An 18,225-nucleotide genomic window follows, 5' to 3' on the forward strand; every position below is an offset into this window, starting at 1 on the left:
CGTCATGAGCACAGAGCAATTGCAGCAGCGGTGGTCGTCCGCGCTGATGAACAACTACGGCACCCCTAAGGTGGCGCTGGTGCGCGGCTCGGGCGCGGTCGTCTACGACGCCGAGGGCAACCGCTACGTCGACTTCCTGGGCGGTATCGCGGTCAACAGCCTGGGCCACGCCCATCCGGCGATCGTGGAGGCTGTCACCCAGCAGCTCGGCACCCTCGGCCACGTCTCGAATCTGTATGTGAGCGAACCGGTTCTGGAACTGGCCGAGAAGCTGCTCGCGCATTTCGGTGACGGACACGGCCGGGCGTTCTTCTGCAATTCGGGCACCGAGGCCAACGAGGCGGCGTTCAAGATCGCGCGCCTCACCGGACGGCACAAGATCGTCGCCTGTGACGAGGCCTTCCACGGCCGCACCATGGGCGCGCTGGCGCTCACCGGGCAGCCGTCGAAGCGGGCGCCGTTCGAACCGATGCCGCCCGGTGTCGTGCACGTGCCGTACGGTGACGCCGCCGCGCTGGCCGCCGCGGTGGATTCCGATACCGCCGCGGTCTTTCTCGAGCCGATCATGGGGGAGAGCGGTGTGGTGGTGCCGCCGCTGGACTATCTGGCCGAGGCCCGCCGGATCACCTCCGAGCACGGCGCGCTGCTGATCCTCGACGAGGTGCAGACCGGAATCTGCCGCACCGGACCGTTTTTCGCGCATCAGGCCGCGGGCATCGTGCCCGATGTGATCACGCTGGCCAAGGGGCTCGGTGGTGGCCTGCCCATCGGCGCGGTGCTGGCGCAGGGCCCGGCGGCGGAACTGCTCACCCCCGGACTGCACGGCACCACCTTCGGCGGTAACCCGGTCAGCGCCGCGGCGGCGCTGGCGGTGCTGCGGACCATCGACGAGCAGGGGCTGGCCGCGCACGTCGAATCGGTCGGCAAGACGCTGATCGACGGCATCGAGGAACTCGGCCATCCGCTGGTCGACCATGTGCGCGGCGCGGGGCTGCTGATCGGAATCCAACTGACCGAGGACGTTTCGGCGAAGGTCGAGGCGGCCGCGCGTGCCGCCGGCTATCTGATCAACCCGCCGAAGCCGAATGTGATCCGGTTGGCCCCGCCGCTGATCCTGACCGAGGCACAGGCGCAGGGCTTCCTCGCCGACCTGCCCGGCATCCTCGACGCGGCTTCCCAGGAGAGTGAGTGACCATGGTGCGGCATTTCCTGCGTGACGACGACGTCACGCCCGCCGAACAGGCCGAAATCTTAGCGCTGGCAGCGGAATTGAAGGCCGCGCCGATTTCCCGTCGGCCGCTGGAGGGGCCGCGCGGGGTGGGTGTGATCTTCGAGAAGAACTCCACCCGTACCCGGTTCTCCTTCGAGATGGGCATCGCGCAACTCGGTGGGCACGCGGTGGTGGTCGACGGCCGCGACACCCAGCTGGGCCGCGAGGAAACCCTCGCCGATACCGGACGGGTGCTGTCGCGCTACGTCGACGCGGTCGTCTGGCGCACCTTCGAACAGCACCGGCTCGACGAGATGGCCTCGGCGGCAACGGTTCCGGTGGTGAACGCGCTGTCCAACGAATTCCATCCGTGCCAGGTGCTGGCCGATCTGCTGACGTTGCGGGAACGCAAGGGCGAACTCGCCGGGCGCAAACTCACCTACTTCGGCGACGGCGCGAACAATATGGCGCATTCGCTGCTGCTGGGCGGCGTCACCGCCGGACTGGATATCACCATCGCCGCGCCCGAGGGGTTCCAGCCGTACGACTGGGTGCTCGAGGCCGCCCGCAAACGGGCCGCCGAAACCGGCGCCACGATCACCCTGACCGAGGATCCTGTCTCGGCGGCCACCGGCGCCGACGCCCTGGTCACCGACACCTGGACCTCGATGGGGCAGGAGAACGACGGCCTCGACCGGGTCGGCCCGTTCCGCCCGTTCCAGCTGAACGCCGAACTGCTCGCCCATGCCGCCTCGGATGTGGTTGTGCTGCATTGCCTTCCGGCGCACCGGGGCGAGGAGATCACCGACGAGGTGCTCGACGGCCCGCACAGCGTCGTGTGGGACGAGGCCGAGAACCGGCTGCACGCGCAGAAGGCGCTGCTGGTGTGGTTGCTGGAGCGACGATCGGGTGGTGCGGCGTGAGCACTGCGAGAACGAACGGGTCGGGCGCCGGATCGGAGGGTCCGCGCACCGGCCCGGCCATCGCGCGCACCCGCGCCGGACGCCAGCAGCGCATCGTGGAACTGTTGTCCGCCAACGCGGTTCGCAGCCAGACCGAGTTGGCGGCCCTGCTCGCCGACGAGGGCATCGAAACCACCCAGGCCACCCTGTCGCGTGATCTGGACGAACTCGGCGCGGTGAAACTGCGCGCCGCCGACGGTGGCGCCGGTATCTACGTCGTCCCCGAGGACGGCAGCCCTGTGCGCGGCGTCACCGGCGGCACGTCCCGGCTCTCCAAACTGCTCGGCGACCTGCTGGTCTCCACCGACCACAGCGGTAACCTCGCTGTCCTGCGCACGCCGCCGGGTGCGGCGCACTTCCTGGCCAGCGCACTCGACCGCGCGGCACTGCCCGAAGTGGTCGGCACCATCGCCGGTGACGACACCATCGCGGTCATCGCCCGCGAACCCATGACGGGTGCCGAACTGGCCGCGAAGATCGAACATTTGGCGTAGACGGCCGAATCGGAGATCGACCCGCCTAGAACGTGTGCCTCACGGCGCCAGCCCCAAGGCGGCTCGAAGCGCCGACCGCCCGCGATCGGCGGCGCGGGGATCGTCCAGCAGTTGAATCTCCTGGTTGACCGCCATCGTGATTCCGATGACAGTGGTGACCAGTTCGTCCACCGGGCGATGGGGGCCGTCCGATTCTGCTCGGCAGGCAACGATTTCGGATGCCAGCGCTGCGCGAGCGCCGTCCACGTACGCGCGGAGCCGATCGCGGAGCACTCCCGGCCGGCCATCGAGTTCGGTCGAGGCCGCGGTGACGAAACAGCCTCCGGGAAAAGGGCATTCGGCCAGATAGGCGATCCAGTTGTCGATCAGACGGCCCAGCCGTTCGGTGCCCGGCGGCAATTCCTCCAGTGGTGCGATCACCGCCTCGCGGAAGATCTTTCCGGCTTGTTCCAGGGCGGCGAGTTGCAGCTGTTCCCGCGAGCCGAAGGGGCCGACGACGCCGGCCTTGCTCATCTCCAGGCTCTCGGCGAGCGATCCGATCGTCACACCCTCCAGGCCCCTCAGCGAGGCCTGCTCGACGGCGACGGAGACGATGCGCTCTCGCGTGCGAGATGCGTCGACGGCGGAACGGCGAGGTGACATCCGTTCAGCATAGCGTCCGATCGTTCGCTATAGTCATTTGGCGAACGCTCGTACGCTAAATAATGAAAGGTGTTGTGATGAGTGAACTTCTGCGACTGGACGCGATGGCTCTGGCCCTGATCGGCCACGATGTGGTCACACTCGAGGACGCGGATCTCACCGCGCCGACGCCGTGCGCGGGATGGAATGTCGCCGACCTGATCACGCATATGAACGAGCGGCACGAGGCGGTCAACGCCTCCGTGCTCGGCACCTCGGCCGAATTCGCGGACGATCCGCGCGCCGCGTTCGCGCACGTCACGGCCCGGTGGATCGCGGCGATCGAGCGCTCCGGTGACGTCGTGGAACTGCCGCGGTCCGGTCCGCTCGCCACCGAGCGAGTACTGGGTATCCACCTGGTGGACATGCTCACTCACCGCTGGGACCTCGCGCGGGCGTTGCACCGTCCCTGTCCCGTCCCGCAGCGATTGGCGGCGGTGGCATTGCCGATCGCCCGGTCGATCACCGCGCCCGGCAGCCCGCTCACCGGCCCCGGCGGCGCCTACCGGCCCCGGCTGGCCGAGGACGAATCACGCCCGCCACTGGACCGTATCGTCGCCCTCCTCGGCCGCGACCCGGACTGGCGCGGCTGAGCGTCGAACGCTACGGCTTGCGGGCGACCGCGCCCCAGCAGTTGACCTGCGCGTCGAGCCAGGACGGGGGTTCGATGCCGGGACGCCAGCGGTTGACCGCGACGACGCCCGGGTCCAGCAGTTCGAGGCCGTCGAAGAAGGCGGCGAATTCGTCGCGGGTGCGGGCCTGCGCGTACACGGCGCTGCGGCGATACATCTCGAGCGCCCGGTCCATCCCTTCCGGATCCAGATCGGCGGTGATGTGTGACGCGACGACGAACGAGCCGGGCGCGAGGTTGTCGAGCAGGGTCTTCAGGATGCCGACCGGATTCTGTTCGGCGGACAGGAAATGCAGCACCGCGACCAGGCTCAACGCCACCGGACTGGCCAGATCGAGGGTCTCGCGCAATTCCGGTGCGGCCAGGATCGCCTCGGGATCGGTGAGGTCGGCCTGAATGTAGGCGGTGCGGCCCTCGGGCGATCCCGCGAGCAGGGCGCGTGCGTGCGCCAGCACCACCGGGTCGTTGTCGACGTACACCACGCGGGCCTCCGGTGCCCGCTCCTGCGCCACTTGATGCAGATTGGGTTCGGTCGGGATGCCCGTGCCGATGTCGAGGAACTGTTTCACCCCGGCATCGGCGAGGGCGTCGACCGCGCGGTGCATGAACTGCCGGTTGTGCCGGGCCGCGATCCGTACTGTCGGGAAGCCTTCCATGACCTTCTCGAGGGCGCGGCGGTCGACTTCGTAGTTGTCCTTGCCGCCCAGTGCGTAGTCGTAGATGCGGGCACTGCTGGGCGCCTCGGCATCGGAGGCCGCACTGCTGTCGGACGCGTTCATCACATTCCTGTCGGCACGGGATCGTCTCGATCGGATGGTATTCGAAATCAAGCGCTCGTGCACGGATTCCGTGCCGACCGGAAGGCGTTGCCGATCAAAGGGTTTGGGGATCCGGAACGGCGGCCGCCGATAGGGCGGGCGACATCCCGGACCCGACCGTCGAATCGGGCGAATCAGCCGGCGACCGCCGGAGCGAGCACCTCCTCGCACCACTGCCGGAAACCGGTGGGGGAGTAAGATTCCGGTGTGCGAGGCGTGTCGTAGAGGCCGTCGTCGACGGCGGCCGACATATCCGCCAGCCCCTGCGCCCAGGCCGCGCTCATCCCGTGCGCCGTCAGCGATGCCGTGTAGTCGGCGGCCGAGACCTGCTGATAGCCGATCGGGCGGCCGAGTACCTCGGACATGATGCGCGCCATATCGTTGTGCGACAGATCTTCCGGACCGCGGATCTCCACGCTGTCCTGTCCGGTCCAGGAATCGTCGAGCAGCAGCCGGGCCGCGACGGCCGCGATATCCCGTGTGGCACAGGCGGGCAACCGGCGATCGCCGGACACGGTGCCGAAGAAGGTGCCGAGGTTCCGGATCGGATCGACCTGCCGCAGCATATTGTCCATGAATCCGGGCGGGCACAGCGACCGGTAGTGCACCCCGCTGCTCTCGATCAGCGCGTCCATCGCGAAAATCGCCGAGATCTGGCCCGCCTTACGGCCGTTGGCGCGACCGAGGCTCGACACGGCGACGATCCGGCCGATGCTGTCGAGCGCCTCGCACAGCGGCGTCACGAATTCCAGGAGGTGCCCGGGCACGCTGGGCGCCGACGGATTCGGGGGAACCAGCCAGAACACGGTGTCGGCGCCCTTCACCGCGGCGGCGACGACACCGCGATCGGAGGTCGATCCCTGAACCACCTCGACCCGCTCGCGGATGTGCGGGGCCAGACGCGCCGGATCGCGGGCGATCACCCGGATCGGCTGGTCGCTGTCGGCGACGAGATCGAGGACCTGGTGTCCGATACTGCCTGTAGGTGTGGTTACGACGATCATGAACTACTCCTGAGCGAGTGCGACGTAAGTAAACTACACCGTACCGTTTACTTTGACGGAAGGGAAGACCGCATGGCGAGGCGTGGTGATCGACTGCGCGAACACATCCTGTGGACGGCCAAGGACGTCTTTCTCGAGGTGGGGTTCGAGCGGACGTCGATGGATGTGCTGGCCGCGCGCGCCGAAACCTCGAAGCGAACCCTGTACGCGCATTTCGAGAACAAGGACGCGCTGTTCCTCGCCGTCGTCGACTTCGTGCGCGGCCTGCATCTGAACCGGCTGGGGACTCCCGAGGACTACGGTGACGACCGACTGGACGCGGTGACCGGATACTGCGTCGGATTCCTCTGGTCTGTGGTGTGGGTCCAATCGGTGCGCACCTGCCGGCTGGTGATCGCCGAGGCGGAGCGGGTACCGGCGGCCGCCGCCGATTTCTACGACGCCATCTTCGCGACCACACGGCGCAATCTCGCCGCATTCGTAGCGGCGAAGTGGCAGCTGCCCGAATCCGAGGCGCTCGCCGCGGTGGACGAAATCTTCTCTCTCGCAATCCATTCGCGCTTCACGGCGGTCCTGTTCGGCATCGAGGAAGCGCCGGACGAGTGGCCCGAACGGCAACCGGGTCCCGCCGATCCCGACTACGAGCGGATTCGTCCTATCGTCACCGGCGTTCTCGGTGGGGCCTGATGCGCGGAGTCCGCGAACATGTCGGTGCCTGTTCCTAGGGTGTGCGCATGGCGCTGACCTTCGAGCGGTATTGCGATGAGATCGTGGCCCAGACCGAGTTGCTGCGTGCCGCGCTCGCGCACGCCGACACCGCGGTTCTGGTACCGAGCTGCCCGGGCTGGACCGTGGGGCAGTTGGGGCGTCACCTCGGCGGCGCGCAGCGGTGGGCGCGGGCGGCGGTCGCCGGGCGGGTGCGAGAACCGTTGCCGGAGGACGACTTCGCGTTCCGGGATCTGTCCGGATATCTGGACGAGGACCCCGAAGAACTCCGCGGCTGGCTCGCCGAGGGCGCCGCGGATCTGTCCGCCGAACTCCGCCGGGCCGGGCCCGGCCTCGAGCTCTGGACTCCGGTGCCGGTCGTGCCGACCACGGACTTCTACGCCCGCCGCTTCACCCACGAAACGCTGATCCATCGGGCCGACGCCACGCTCGCCCTGGGCGCCGACTATCACGCCGCACCGGACGTGGCCGCGGACGCCATCGATGAATGGCTGGAACTGGCCTCGCTGCCGGTCATGTTCGACTACAAACCCGAATCGCGGGAACTGCTCGGCCCCGGCCGCACCCTGCACTTCCATGCCACCGACACGCCCGAGGACCTTCATGCCGAATGGATCGTCGATCTCACCGGCGACACCATCGGCTGGCGGCGGGCCCACGAGCGCGCCGCGGTCGCGGTTCGCGGGCCGCTCACCGAACTCCTGCTGGTGATCTACCGTCGTCGGGCGGTCGAGGACGCCGCGATCGAGGTTCTGGGCGACCGGGGACTGTTCGACTTCTGGCTCGACCGGGTCAGCTTCGGATGAGTGCCGGGCTCGCACCTCGCGGAACGCGAGCCCGCAACTCACGTCCTGTAGCTCAGGCCAGGGGATACTGTCCGGGCGGGTAGCTCCCGCCGAAGCCGCCGCCCGGCGTGCCCGCGCCGCCCGCGCCGATCAGGTCGGAGATGAGAGTGATCACCGACTGGCCGATCGCCAGCACATCGGAGCCGATCGTGCCGAAATAACCCGCAAACGTGGAGAGCATGGGTCCGCCTTTCCCAGGGCATCTGAGGCCGTTCGCTATCAGGGTGACATATCGGTGATACCCGGTTTCGGCAATCTCATTGACGCCCAGAGGTTTCGGGGTGAATGTCCGTAGTTGTCCGATCCGTCGGCCGGGCCGGTGGGGGCGCCGGGGTGCTCGGGCGGTGGTATGCCCACCCCCGGTTATGAATGGGATTGCATCATCATGCATAATCATTTGCAGTTGATGTGAGCCGTCCGAGGGCGGGTAGCGGCGGCACATCGCACCGGTGACATCGCGCACCCCCTACGCATACGCACGAACCTGAGGAGCATCAGATATGGCCGATCGCGTCGTACTCGCCTATTCCGGCGGGTTGGACACCTCCGTTGCCATCAGCTGGATCGGCAAGGAGACCGGGGCCGAGGTGGTCGCCGTCGCGATCGATCTGGGTCAGGGCGGCGAGGACATGAACGTGGTGCGCCAGCGCGCACTGGACTGCGGCGCGGTCGAGGCCATCGTGGTCGACGCCCGCGACGAATTCGCCGACGAGTACTGCCTGCCGACCGTGCAGGCCAACGCCCTCTACATGGGCCGCTACCCGCTGGTGTCCGCGATCAGCCGCCCGCTGATCGTCAAGCACCTGGTCGAGGCGGCCGAGTACCACGGCGCGACCACCGTCGCGCACGGCTGCACCGGTAAGGGCAACGACCAGGTTCGCTTCGAGGTCGGCATCGGCGCGCTCGCGCCCGATCTGAACGTCATCGCCCCCGTGCGCGACTACGCGTGGACCCGGGAGAAGGCCATCGCCTTCGCCGAGGAGAACGCGCTGCCGATCACCGTCAGCAAGAAGTCGCCGTTCTCGATCGACCAGAACCTCTGGGGCCGCGCCGTGGAGACCGGCTTCCTCGAGGATCTGTGGAACGCGCCGACCAAGGACGTCTACGACTACACCGTCGACCCGACCGTCAACTTCGAGGCGCCCGACGAACTGATCGTCACCTTCGACAAGGGTGTGCCGATCGCGATCGACGGCCGCCCGGTCAGCGTGCTCGAGGCCATCACCGAACTCAACAAGCGCGCGGGTCGCCAGGGCGTGGGCCGGCTGGACATGGTCGAGGACCGCCTCGTCGGCATCAAGAGCCGCGAGATCTACGAGGCGCCGGGCGCCATCGCGCTGATCACCGCGCACCAGGAGCTCGAGGCCGTCACCGTCGAGCGCGAACTCGGCCGCTACAAGCGCCAGGTCGAGCAGCGCTGGGGCGAGCTGGTCTACGACGGCCTGTGGTTCTCCCCGCTCAAGCGGGCCCTGGACGCCTTCGTGCGCGACACCCAGCAGCACGTCTCCGGTGAGGTGCGCATGGTGCTGCACGGCGGCAATGTCGTCGTCAACGGCCGCCGCAGCGAGGAGTCGCTCTACGACTTCAACCTGGCCACCTACGACGAGGGCGACAGCTTCGACCAGTCGCTGGCCAAGGGCTTCGTCCAGATCCACGGCCTGTCCTCCAAGGTCGCCGCGCGCCGGGACCTGTCCAAGAAGTAGGAAGCCGGCGGGCTCAGCCGCACGATCGGCCGAGCCGTGCGGCCGGTCGGGAGCAGTGGTAGCCGGTCTTTGCCGCGAGCGCTCGGTCATCGTTCGGTCGATGGCCGAGCCGCCGAGCAGGGTGTCCATGTCGGCGCGTGTGTCGAGCCGGAGGTGCGCTGCCTCGCCCCGTGGGGTCGCAGCTCTCGCGATGGCGACGCTCGGGCGCCAGAGGTTCATGAGTATCCGGTCGGCGGCGCTGACGTACAGCACCGGCCGGCGGACCGCGAAGACTCGTGGTGGCACGCCGAATGCGTTGCGGTTGGCAATCGTCGCCGCGATGCCGGATCGCCTCCGGCGGGCAGTCGCCGTGATCCGGCTGCACCCACTCCCCGCCGAGCGTGTCCGTCCGTGATGCGGAGTCCGGCGCCGCGCCAGGCGCGGAGTAGCCTGCCACCGGGTGAGACCGCACGACCGCAGGGTGCGCATCGTGTAGAAGGCGACGCAGCCCGAACGGGAGGAGATGTCCGTGCGCAGTGACGACGACAGCTGGGATATCACCGAAAGCGTCGGCGCTACCGCCATCGGTGTGGCCGCGATGCGGGCGGCCGAGACCAGGCGCCCCGATGCGCTGTTCCGTGATCCCTACGCCGCGCGTCTGGTCGAGGCCGCCGGTTCGGGCTGGAGCCACATCATGCGCGCTCAGGTCGCGGCGACATCGGCCGGTGCGGATCCCGCCGGCGAGGGCGAGCCTGCCTACAGCTCGCTGGCCGCGATGCTCATCGCTCGCACGGTCTACTTCGACGAGTACTTCGCTGCCGCCTCGGCCGCCGGCATCCGGCAGGTCGTGATCCTCGCGAGCGGACTCGATGCCCGTGCGTATCGGCTCGAATGGCCCTCCGGCACTGTGGTTTTCGAGATCGACCAGCCGAAGGTGCTGGAGTTCAAGAACTCCGTTCTCGCCGATGAGCAGCCCGCCGTCGACCGGCGCGCGATCGGCGTGGATCTGCGCCAGGATTGGCCGAAGGAGCTGTGGGACAACGGTTTCGATCCCACCGCACCGACCGCCTGGCTGGCGGAGGGATTGCTGCGCTACCTGCCCGGCGAGGCACAGGACCGGCTGTTCGGCGATATCGCGGCGCTCAGCGCGCCCGGCAGCCGGATCGCCCTGAACATCGGGCGCGGGCGACGCGAGGATTCGCCCGCACTGCAAGCGATGCGGGAGCGTCGCAAGCGACTGCTCGCCGAGGCCGGGATCACGCTGAACCTCGAAGAACTCTGGTACCCGTGGGAGGGCCGTACCGACCCGCGCGACTGGTTCACCGCGCACGGCTGGGCCGTGACGGCCGGCGATCCGGTCGCCGTCCTGTCCGACCACGGCCGCGAGCAGCCCGAGGCCGCTCGCGCCGAACTGAACCGCCACATTCTGATGACCGCCACACGAGGAGACGAGAACCGATGAGCCAAGCCACCAACGAGGGCGCGCTGTGGGGTGGGCGTTTCGCCTCCGGCCCCGCCGCGGCCATGGCGGCGCTGAGCAAATCGACCCATTTCGACTGGGCGCTGGCGCCCTACGACATTCGCGCGTCCAAGGCCCACGCTCGTGTGCTGCACAAGGCCGGACTGCTGTCGGAGGCCGATCTGGCGGGCATGCTGGACGGACTCGACCGGCTCGCGGCCGATGTCGCCTCCGGCGCCTTCACTCCGGCCGAATCCGATGAGGATGTGCACGGCGCGCTCGAGCGTGGTCTGATCGATCGGGTCGGCGCCGAACTCGGCGGCCGGTTGCGCGCGGGGCGCTCCCGCAACGATCAGGTGGCCACCCTGTTCCGCATGTGGCTGCGTGATGCGGTGCGCCGCATCGCCTTCGGCGTGCTCGAGGTCGTCGACGCCCTGGTCGAGCAGGCCGCCGCGCATCCGGATGCGGTGATGCCCGGCAAGACCCACCTGCAGGCGGCCCAGCCGGTGTTGCTGGCTCACCAGCTGCTCGCCCATGCGCACCCGCTGCTGCGCGACGTCGACCGGCTCCGCGATTTCGACAAGCGCGCGGCGATTTCCCCGTACGGTTCGGGCGCGCTGGCCGGATCGTCGCTGGGGCTCGATCCCGAGGCCATCGCCGCCGACCTGGATTTCGATGCGGCTGCGGCCAATTCGATCGATGCGACCTCCGCGCGCGACTTCGCCGCCGAGGCCGCCTTCGTCCTCGCGATGATCGCGGTCGATCTGTCACGCATGGCGGAGGAGATCATCATCTGGAGCACACCGGAATTCGGCTACATCACCCTCGCCGATGCCTGGTCCACCGGATCGTCGATCATGCCGCAGAAGAAGAATCCCGACGTGTCGGAGCTGACCCGTGGTAAGGCCGGGCGCCTGATCGGCAACCTCACCGGCCTGCTCGCCACTCTCAAGGCGCAACCGCTGGCCTACAACCGGGACCTGCAGGAGGACAAGGAGCCGCTGTTCGATTCGGTGGCGCAGCTGGAACTTCTGCTGCCCGCCATCGCCGGTCTCGTGTCCACCCTGACCTTCCATACCGAGCGGATGGCCGAACTGGCGCCCGCCGGGTACACCCTGGCCACCGATATCGCGGAATGGCTGGTGCGCCAAGGCGTTCCGTTCCGCGTGGCGCACGAGGCGGCCGGTGCGTGCGTGCGCGCCGCCGAGGCCCGGGGCGTCGGCCTGGACGAGCTCACCGATGCCGAGTTCGCCGCCGTGGATCCGGCGTTGACGCCGCAGGTACGCGAGGTGCTCACGGTGCAGGGGTCCATCGCCTCCCGCAACTCCCGCGGTGGCACCGCCGGGGTGCGGGTCGCCGAACAGCTGGGTGAGGTCCGCGGCACCGCCGCCGAAGCCCGAACCTGGCTGAGCTGAGCGGCTGAGCGGGTGGTTGTCCGCGCTTCGGTCACCGCGCCCGATATCGTGCGCGCATGATGTTCGTCTTTCTCGGATTGGCCATCGTGACCGAGGTCTCGGCGACGGTGTCGCTGAAGCTGTCCGAGGGGTTCACCAAGCTGGTGCCCTCCCTCGTCGTGGTGGTCGGCTACGTGGCGGCGTTCATCTTCCTGTCGCAGGCGCTGAAGCGGGGGATGTCGGTCGGTGTCGCCTACGGGGTGTGGTCGGCGATCGGGGTGGCGCTGGTCGCCACGATCGGCGTGTTGTTTCTCGACGAGCCGCTGTCCGCGGTGCAGATCGGCGGCATCGCGCTGCTGATCGCCGGGGTGCTGGCGCTGGAGCTGGGCGGCGCGCACTGACGCGCGCTCAGTCCTGAACGCGCACAGCGTATTCCGCCCGCTCGAGCGCGTCGAGAACATCGTCGCGATGGGCGGGGCCGCGGGTCTCGAGGGTCAGCTGCACCTCCACCTCGTCGATGGCCAGAGCGGCGGGGGTACGCGAATGCACCACGTCGAGCACATTCGCGCCGGTGCCGGCGACGGCATCGAGTAACCGGCTCAGACTGCCCGGCCGATCCGAAATGGTGATCCGCACGGCGAGGTAGCGCCCGCCGGTGCTGAGCCCGTGGCCGATGATGCGAGTCAGCAGGATCGGATCCACGTTGCCGCCGGAGATGATCGCGCAGACCGGTCCGCGCAGGCGCAGTTCCTCGGCGGGCAGGCTCAGCAGCGCCGCGACCGCCGCCGCGCCCGCCGGTTCCACGACGAGTTTCGCCCGTTCCAGGCACAGCAGCACGGCCGCCGAGAGCGCGTCCTCGCCCACGGTGACGATCGTCGGCTGATGGGCGATGACATGGGCGAACGGCACCTCACCGGGTCGCCCGACGGCGATGCCGTCGGCGATGGTCGACATACGCTGCAGGGCAACGGGTTCCCCGGAACGCAGCGAATCGGGCCAGGCTGCCGCCAGCGCCGCCTGCACCCCGATCACCCGCACCTGCGGTGCGACCGGGTGCAGGGCCGCGGCGACCCCCGCGAGCAGTCCGCCACCCCCGGTCGGCACCAGTACGGTCCCGACTTCCGGAAACTGTTCCAGCAGTTCCGATCCGACGCTCGCCTGGCCCGCGACGATATCCGGATGGTCGAAGGGATGGATCAGCGTCGCCCCACTGCGATCGGCGAATTCCTGGGCCGCGAGCAGCGCCTCGTCGACCGTCTCGCCCACCTGATGAACGGTGGCGCCGTAGGCGCGGGTGGCGACGAGTTTGGGCAGAGGCGCTCCCACCGGCATGAACACCGTCGAGGCGATGCCCAAAGTCGTTGCGGCCCAAGCGACTCCCTGTGCATGATTGCCGGCGCTCGCGGCTACCACCCCGTGGGTGCGTTCTGCCGGGGCGAGATTCGCGATCCGGAAGTACGCGCCGCGTGGCTTGAACGACCCCGTCCGCTGCAAATTCTCGCATTTGAGCCGCACATCGGCGCCGGTCCGCTCGGACAGCACCCGCGAGGCGATCACCGGGGTGCGGCGGATGACGGGCGCCAGCATCTCCCGGGCCGCGCTGATGCGATCGAATCCGATCAGCTCCATGCGGCCATGCTGCCAGACACCTGCGGTGAATCCTCCCAGCCGGGCGCGCGGTGGCGGGTGTGAGCCGGCCCGCAAAATCCGCACGATGCGGGGTAATTGAACCCACACCGCTGAATGCGCTTTTGAAAGGCGGAATTAAGTAACCTGGGGGAATGCAGTTGTCGCGTTTCACCGATCTGGGGCTGCGGGCGATGATGCGGCTCGCGGTGAGCAGCGGCGTCGAGGAGCGGGTTACCGCGAAGCTGATCGCCCGGCAGGTCAACGCCTCCGAGCACTACGTCGCCAAGGCCGTCACCAAACTCTCCGAACTGGGCCTGGTGGCCTCGCAGCGCGGCCGCGCCGGTGGCATCTTCCTCACCGACGCCGGTCGCACCGCCACCGTCGGGCAGATCGTGCGCGGCCTCGAGGGAGCGGCCGAGGTCGTCGACTGTGTGGGCGAGCACCCCTGCCCGATGGCCGGGGCGTGTCGCCTGCGGCGGATCCTGGCGGAGGCGCAGGAGTCGTTCTATCGAGAACTCGACCGTTATACCCTCAGCGATCTGGTCGATCAGCGCACCCAGCAATTACTGCATCTGTCGGCCTCGCCGAAATTGCCGTTCGGCGGTTTCGCAGCCGATATTCCCGCCGTGTCCTGACGTTATTTTCCCTTCGTAATACACTGTGCGCCAACATCTTCGGTGTCACAGCACATTTCTCCGTATTCGAACGAAAATGTGGCGCGGACAACATAATCCGCACCCGGGACCGTAATTGAACACACGGGCTCGGAAATGGATTCGAGGCGCCCGAGATGGTTACTGTGGAATTCGCCCGGTGATGCACCGGAATTATTGCTCGAAGAGGAGTTTCACCATGACGACCGCGTCGACATCGGCACTGGACACCATCGCCGAACTGGAACCGCATCACGCCGAGATCGTGCGGGCGACCCTGCCGGTGATCGGGGCGCGGATCGACGACATCACCGCCGAGTTCTATCGGCGTCTCTTCGCGGCACACCCCGATCTGCTGCGCAACGTCTTCAATCGCGGCAACCAGGCCCAGGGCGAGCAGCAGCGCGCGCTGGCCGCCTCGATCGCCACGTTCGCCACCCACCTCGTCGATCCGAACCTGCCGCATCCGCGCCAGCTGCTGGCTCGTATCGGGCACAAGCACGCCTCGCTCGGGGTGGTCCCCGACCAGTATCCGATCGTGCACGAGCATCTGTTCGCGGCGATCGTGCACGTGCTGGGCGAGGCGGTGACCGCCGAGGTCGCGGCCGCCTGGGACCGGGTCTACTGGCTGATGGCCGACACCCTGATGGGATTCGAGAACGAGCTGTACTCGGGCGCCGGTGTCGAACCGGGCGCGGTCTTCCGTGAGGTCCGGGTGGTGCAGCGCGTCGAGGACCCCGCCGAGACCGTCACCTTCGTCGTGGAATCCGCCGACGCGGCCGCGCCGCTTCCCGACTTCGTTCCGGGACAATATGTTTCGGTCGGCGCAGATCTGCCCGACGGCGCCCGGCAGTTGCGCCAGTACAGCCTTGTCAACGCTCCCGGCGCGGGCCTGCTGGCCTTCGCGGTGCGCCGTGTCACCGCCGCCGGCGACCGCCCCGAGGGTGAGGTGTCGTCGTGGCTGCACACCGACGTCGAGGTGGGCGACCGGCTGCAGATCACGCTGCCGTTCGGCGATCTGACCATCGACACCGCCGCGCGGACGCCGCTGGTGCTCATCTCGGCCGGTATCGGCGTCACCCCGATGGTCGGAATCCTGGAATATCTCGCGGCCGCCGGGTCGCCGCGCCGCGTGCTGGCGCTGCACGCCGACCGCGCCGCGTCCACGCACCCGCTGCGCGGCACCCAGGCCGATCTGGTCGCCGGTCTACCGGATGCCGAGCTGCACGTCTGGTACGAGGAGCCCACCGCCGGTGCGCACGCGGGCCTGCTGTCGCTGGCCGGCATCGACCTGCCCGGGGACGCCGACATCTATCTGTGCGGCGGCACCGGTTTCCTGCAGGCGGCACGGGCCCAGCTGAAGGCGGCCGGTGTGTCCGACGAACGGGTCCACTTCGAACTGTTCGCCCCCAACGACTGGCTGCTGGATCTCTGAGCGGCCTCAGCGGCCGGCGCGCGCCGCGGCGAGCACTCCGTGCAACCAGGGCGTGAAATCCGCTGGGGCGGAGGCGATATCGGCCTCCAGTCGATCGGGCTCCGCCCAGCGCACCGCGGCCACCTCGGCCGGGTCGGGATGGTCCGGCACGCCGGAGAACTCGCCGATCAGCACATGATCCCACTCGTCCTCGACCCGCCCGGTCGCCGGATCGTCGGCCCGATAGCGATAGACGCCGACCTCGCGCAGTTCCGCGCTCACCCGCAGTTCCTCGCCCAGCCGGACCGCGGCGGCCTCGGCGAGGGACTGGCCCGGCGCCGGATGTCCGCAGCAGGTGTTGGACCAGCGCAGCGGGAACCGGGTCTTGACCGCGGCCCGCTGCTGGAGCAGCACCCGGCCGTCCGGCCCGAACAGCAGCACCGAGAATGCGCGGTGCAGCCGACCGGGCGCGGTGTGGGCATCGGACACCGGGCAGATTCCGGTCGCGCGGCCCTGCTCGTCGACCAGTTCGACGGGCAGGGACTCGCGGTCGACCGTGCTGTCGGTGGAGGTGATGTGGGTGCCGGTCACGGTCCCACCTTATCGGCGGCTGTCACCAGGTGAAGGAACCTGCCCTCGCGATATGCGATCGGCGACGCCGGTGCCGCCGCAGCCGGCCCGGGCCTCCGCCGGCCGGTCGCCGGGGCCGAAATCGCTGGGGAAGCCCGCGCGGCGATCGGCCCGGGCGATGGCCGAAATCGCCGGCGCGGTGAATTCCCCTCCGCAGGAGAGGCCTTCGGGCAGCATCGCGGCCAGGTCGCCTACCGGCCGGGGCACGGTCGGCGATGCGGGACCGTATTCGCGAAAACGTGGCGCCGCCTGCCGCATCCGCACCCCGTCCGTGCGCAACCTGTGATCGCGGATGGGACCGATCACACCAGGCCCGCAGTAGGCTGTCGATGTGGCAGGCTCGACCCGCACGCAGGGGGCGTGAAGGTGTGAGCGCAGGGCGCAAGGGCTGGGAGTGGTTGTGAAATTCGATACGAGAACCCTGACGGGACCGGCGCGACGGTTGATGGCGACCGCGCAGAACGGTCTCGAGGTCATCCGTTTCGGCGGCCTCGCCCACGATGTGGAGTCCTCGCCCTTCGAGGTCACCGAGCGCAAGCGGATGTACCGGCTGCGCCACTACTTCCCGGACGACCCGTCCGCCGACCGGCCCGTCGCGCTGCTGGTGCCGCCGCTGATGGTCAACGCCGACATCTACGACGTCAACGCCGAGGGCGGCGCTGTCGGTATCCTGCATCGCGCCGGAATCGATTGCTGGGTACTGGATTTCGGCTCGCCCGCCACGGAGGAAGGTGGCTGGCAGCGCGATCTGGCCGACCACGTCCTCGCCCTGTCGAGCGCGATCGACACGGTCAACGAACTGACCGGCCGCGGCGTGCACCTGATGGGGTACTCGCAGGGCGGCATGTTCGCCTACCAGGCCACCGCCTTCCGCTACGGCAAGGGCGTACAGAGCATCGTCACCTTCGGCAGCCCGGTCGACATCGTCGCGGGACTGCCGTTCGGACTGCCCTACGGGCTGGTGTCGGAGGTGGCCGATTTCGTCGCCGACCACGTCCTCACCCGGTTGCCGATCACCGATGCCATGGTGCGCGTCGGTTTCCAGTTGCTCGATCCGGTGAAGACGGCCAAGGCTCGTATCGACTTCCTGCGCCAGCTGCACGACCGAGAGGCGTTGCTGCCCAAGGAACGTCAGCGCCGCTTCCTCGAACATGACGGCTGGGTGGGCTATTCCGGACCGGCGGCGGCCGATCTGCTCAAACAGTTCGTCGCGCACAACCGAATGATGTCCGGTGGCTTCGTCATTCGCGATCAGCCGATCTCGCTGGCCGAAGTCAAATGCCCCATCCTCGCCTTCGTCGGCGAGGTCGACGATATCGGCCAGCCGGCCGCGGTGCGCGGCATCGTGCGTGCGGCGCCCAATGCCGAGGTCTACGAGGCCACGCTGGTGGCCGGGCATTTCGGCCTGGTGGCGGGCAGTACCGCCACCAACCAGACCTGGCCGCTGGTGCGCGACTGGGTGAACTGGCTGGGCGGGAACGCCGACCTGCCCGAACAGATCGCGCCCATGCACGAGCACGTCGCCGCCGACCGCCAGACCACCGCGGCCACCCGGGTCGTGCACACGGCGGCCACCCTGGCCGAGGCCGGCGCCGGAATCGGCGCGGCGTTCGGCAGCCTGGCCGGAAACGCGCTGCGCGGATCCAAGGAGCTGACGGGGGAGGCCGCCCGTGCGCTGCCCCGGCTGACCCGGCTCGGCATGATCCAGCCGCACACCCGGATCTCGCTGGGCCGCCTGCTCGCCGAACAACAGCGCAGCGCGCCGATGCGCGAGCTGTTCCTCTTCGACGACCGGGTGCACACCCACGCCGCGGTCGGCGCCCGCATCGACAACGTGGTGCGCGGGCTGATCTCGGCGGGCGTACGCCCCGGCACCCGAGTCGGGGTGCTGATGGAAACCCGCCCGAGCGCGCTGGCCTCGGTCGCGGCACTCTCGCGGATCGGGGCGGTGGCGGTGCTACTGGCGCCCGGCGGCGAGACCGCGCGGGCGGTC

At 68.9% G+C, this 18,225-nt stretch carries 19 protein-coding genes; 13 read left to right on the forward strand and 6 right to left on the reverse strand.

Features of this window, described 5'->3' with window-relative positions; genetic code table 11:
* The first annotated feature begins 4 nt into the window (after positions 1–4).
* From NE2_RS21575 to NE2_RS21585, 3 genes are read left to right on the forward strand one after another with little or no spacing between them, the layout of a single operon-like run.
* The gene (locus tag NE2_RS21575; protein ID WP_063028904.1) at positions 5–1,192 is read left to right on the forward strand and encodes an acetylornithine transaminase; all 1,188 of its coding nucleotides are present in this window, start codon (positions 5–7) and stop codon (positions 1,190–1,192) included.
* Positions 1,193–1,194: 2 nt separating this feature from the next.
* Positions 1,195–2,133: an ornithine carbamoyltransferase gene (gene argF / locus NE2_RS21580; RefSeq protein WP_063028838.1), complete on the forward strand. Its 939-nt coding sequence runs from the start codon at positions 1,195–1,197 to the stop codon at positions 2,131–2,133.
* Between the two features lie 59 nt (positions 2,134–2,192).
* Positions 2,193–2,666, forward strand: coding sequence for an arginine repressor (locus tag NE2_RS21585; RefSeq protein WP_030518235.1), 474 nt, complete (start codon positions 2,193–2,195; stop codon positions 2,664–2,666).
* Between the two features lie 39 nt (positions 2,667–2,705).
* Here NE2_RS21585 and NE2_RS21590 read toward each other — a convergent pair whose 3' ends face one another.
* Positions 2,706–3,308, reverse strand: coding sequence for a TetR/AcrR family transcriptional regulator (locus NE2_RS21590; RefSeq protein WP_063028840.1), 603 nt, complete (start codon positions 3,306–3,308; stop codon positions 2,706–2,708).
* A gap of 77 nt (positions 3,309–3,385) precedes the next feature.
* Here NE2_RS21590 and NE2_RS21595 point away from each other — a divergent pair, with 77 nt between their 5' ends.
* Positions 3,386–3,940 (forward strand): TIGR03086 family metal-binding protein, encoded by a 555-nt coding sequence (locus NE2_RS21595; protein WP_063028842.1) that lies wholly within the window; start codon positions 3,386–3,388, stop codon positions 3,938–3,940.
* Positions 3,941–3,950: 10 nt separating this feature from the next.
* On the opposite strand, the gene NE2_RS21600 is transcribed toward NE2_RS21595, so the two are convergent.
* Both NE2_RS21600 and NE2_RS21605 read right to left on the reverse strand, forming a co-directional pair.
* Positions 3,951–4,757, reverse strand: coding sequence for an SAM-dependent methyltransferase (locus NE2_RS21600; protein ID WP_063028844.1), 807 nt, complete (start codon positions 4,755–4,757; stop codon positions 3,951–3,953).
* 173 nt (positions 4,758–4,930) lie between these two features.
* Positions 4,931–5,800 (reverse strand): NmrA family NAD(P)-binding protein, encoded by an 870-nt coding sequence (locus tag NE2_RS21605; protein WP_063028846.1) that lies wholly within the window; start codon positions 5,798–5,800, stop codon positions 4,931–4,933.
* A 72-nt stretch (positions 5,801–5,872) separates the two neighbouring features.
* Here NE2_RS21605 and NE2_RS21610 point away from each other — a divergent pair, with 72 nt between their 5' ends.
* Together NE2_RS21610 and NE2_RS21615 are read left to right on the forward strand one after the other, a co-directional pair.
* On the forward strand, positions 5,873–6,487 hold the full coding sequence (locus NE2_RS21610; RefSeq protein ID WP_063028848.1) for a TetR/AcrR family transcriptional regulator: 615 nt from the start codon (positions 5,873–5,875) through the stop codon (positions 6,485–6,487).
* Positions 6,488–6,534: 47 nt separating this feature from the next.
* A complete protein-coding gene (locus NE2_RS21615; protein ID WP_063028850.1) occupies positions 6,535–7,332 on the forward strand; it encodes a maleylpyruvate isomerase family mycothiol-dependent enzyme in 798 nt (265 codons plus the stop codon).
* Positions 7,333–7,384: 52 nt separating this feature from the next.
* On the opposite strand, the gene NE2_RS35840 is transcribed toward NE2_RS21615, so the two are convergent.
* Positions 7,385–7,552, reverse strand: coding sequence for a hypothetical protein (locus NE2_RS35840; protein WP_157110955.1), 168 nt, complete (start codon positions 7,550–7,552; stop codon positions 7,385–7,387).
* A gap of 319 nt (positions 7,553–7,871) precedes the next feature.
* On the opposite strand from NE2_RS35840, the gene NE2_RS21620 reads away from it, so the two are divergent.
* The 4 genes from NE2_RS21620 (at position 7,872) to NE2_RS21640 (ending at position 12,307) form a co-directional block, all read left to right on the forward strand.
* Positions 7,872–9,074 carry an argininosuccinate synthase gene (locus NE2_RS21620; RefSeq protein WP_030518242.1) on the forward strand — a complete coding sequence of 401 codons (1,203 nt, stop codon included), beginning with the start codon at positions 7,872–7,874 and terminating at the stop codon, positions 9,072–9,074.
* A 508-nt stretch (positions 9,075–9,582) separates the two neighbouring features.
* On the forward strand, positions 9,583–10,515 hold the full coding sequence (locus tag NE2_RS21630; RefSeq protein ID WP_373862273.1) for a class I SAM-dependent methyltransferase: 933 nt from the start codon (positions 9,583–9,585) through the stop codon (positions 10,513–10,515).
* Complete coding sequence (argH, locus tag NE2_RS21635) at positions 10,512–11,927, forward strand: argininosuccinate lyase (RefSeq protein ID WP_063028856.1); 1,416 nt, start codon at positions 10,512–10,514, stop codon at positions 11,925–11,927. The genes NE2_RS21630 and argH overlap by 4 nt, the downstream gene beginning before the upstream one ends.
* A gap of 56 nt (positions 11,928–11,983) precedes the next feature.
* Positions 11,984–12,307: a DMT family transporter gene (locus tag NE2_RS21640; protein ID WP_063028858.1), complete on the forward strand. Its 324-nt coding sequence runs from the start codon at positions 11,984–11,986 to the stop codon at positions 12,305–12,307.
* A gap of 7 nt (positions 12,308–12,314) precedes the next feature.
* Here the strand turns inward: NE2_RS21640 and ilvA are convergent, their stop codons facing one another.
* Positions 12,315–13,535, reverse strand: a complete 1,221-nt coding sequence (ilvA, locus tag NE2_RS21645) for a threonine ammonia-lyase (protein ID WP_063028861.1) — start codon at positions 13,533–13,535, stop codon at positions 12,315–12,317.
* A gap of 152 nt (positions 13,536–13,687) precedes the next feature.
* On the opposite strand from ilvA, the gene NE2_RS21650 reads away from it, so the two are divergent.
* Together NE2_RS21650 and NE2_RS21655 are read left to right on the forward strand one after the other, a co-directional pair.
* Positions 13,688–14,170, forward strand: coding sequence for an RrF2 family transcriptional regulator (locus NE2_RS21650; protein ID WP_030518247.1), 483 nt, complete (start codon positions 13,688–13,690; stop codon positions 14,168–14,170).
* A gap of 217 nt (positions 14,171–14,387) precedes the next feature.
* Positions 14,388–15,623 (forward strand): globin domain-containing protein, encoded by a 1,236-nt coding sequence (locus tag NE2_RS21655; RefSeq protein WP_063028863.1) that lies wholly within the window; start codon positions 14,388–14,390, stop codon positions 15,621–15,623.
* Positions 15,624–15,629: 6 nt separating this feature from the next.
* On the opposite strand, the gene idi is transcribed toward NE2_RS21655, so the two are convergent.
* The gene (gene idi, locus NE2_RS21660) at positions 15,630–16,193 is read right to left on the reverse strand and encodes an isopentenyl-diphosphate Delta-isomerase (RefSeq protein ID WP_233429850.1); all 564 of its coding nucleotides are present in this window, start codon (positions 16,191–16,193) and stop codon (positions 15,630–15,632) included.
* A 484-nt stretch (positions 16,194–16,677) separates the two neighbouring features.
* Here idi and NE2_RS21670 point away from each other — a divergent pair.
* Positions 16,678–18,225, forward strand: a 1,548-nt coding sequence (locus NE2_RS21670; protein ID WP_157110957.1) for an AMP-binding protein, incomplete at its 3' end; no start/stop codon positions are given.

The organism is Nocardia elegans NBRC 108235 (assembly GCF_001612845.1).
Lineage (GTDB): Bacteria > Actinomycetota > Actinomycetes > Mycobacteriales > Mycobacteriaceae > Nocardia > Nocardia nova.

Excerpts from the sequence above, each read along its gene's own strand:
- NE2_RS21600 (WP_063028844.1), bottom strand. The coding sequence starts at position 4,757 with ATGAACGCGTCCGACAGCAGTGCGGCCTCCGATGCCGAGGCGCCCAGC.
- NE2_RS21605 (WP_063028846.1), bottom strand. The coding sequence starts at position 5,800 with ATGATCGTCGTAACCACACCTACAGGCAGTATCGGACACCAGGTCCTC.
- NE2_RS21615 (WP_063028850.1), top strand. The coding sequence starts at position 6,535 with ATGGCGCTGACCTTCGAGCGGTATTGCGATGAGATCGTGGCCCAGACC.
- argH (WP_063028856.1), top strand. The coding sequence starts at position 10,512 with ATGAGCCAAGCCACCAACGAGGGCGCGCTGTGGGGTGGGCGTTTCGCC.
- NE2_RS21650 (WP_030518247.1), top strand. The coding sequence starts at position 13,688 with ATGCAGTTGTCGCGTTTCACCGATCTGGGGCTGCGGGCGATGATGCGG.
- NE2_RS21575 (WP_063028904.1), top strand. The coding sequence starts at position 5 with ATGAGCACAGAGCAATTGCAGCAGCGGTGGTCGTCCGCGCTGATGAAC.
- NE2_RS21595 (WP_063028842.1), top strand. The coding sequence starts at position 3,386 with ATGAGTGAACTTCTGCGACTGGACGCGATGGCTCTGGCCCTGATCGGC.
- NE2_RS21640 (WP_063028858.1), top strand. The coding sequence starts at position 11,984 with ATGATGTTCGTCTTTCTCGGATTGGCCATCGTGACCGAGGTCTCGGCG.
- NE2_RS21610 (WP_063028848.1), top strand. The coding sequence starts at position 5,873 with ATGGCGAGGCGTGGTGATCGACTGCGCGAACACATCCTGTGGACGGCC.
- ilvA (WP_063028861.1), bottom strand. The coding sequence starts at position 13,535 with ATGGAGCTGATCGGATTCGATCGCATCAGCGCGGCCCGGGAGATGCTG.
- NE2_RS21590 (WP_063028840.1), bottom strand. The coding sequence starts at position 3,308 with ATGTCACCTCGCCGTTCCGCCGTCGACGCATCTCGCACGCGAGAGCGC.
- NE2_RS21620 (WP_030518242.1), top strand. The coding sequence starts at position 7,872 with ATGGCCGATCGCGTCGTACTCGCCTATTCCGGCGGGTTGGACACCTCC.
- argF (WP_063028838.1), top strand. The coding sequence starts at position 1,195 with ATGGTGCGGCATTTCCTGCGTGACGACGACGTCACGCCCGCCGAACAG.
- NE2_RS35840 (WP_157110955.1), bottom strand. The coding sequence starts at position 7,552 with ATGCTCTCCACGTTTGCGGGTTATTTCGGCACGATCGGCTCCGATGTG.
- NE2_RS21655 (WP_063028863.1), top strand. The coding sequence starts at position 14,388 with ATGACGACCGCGTCGACATCGGCACTGGACACCATCGCCGAACTGGAA.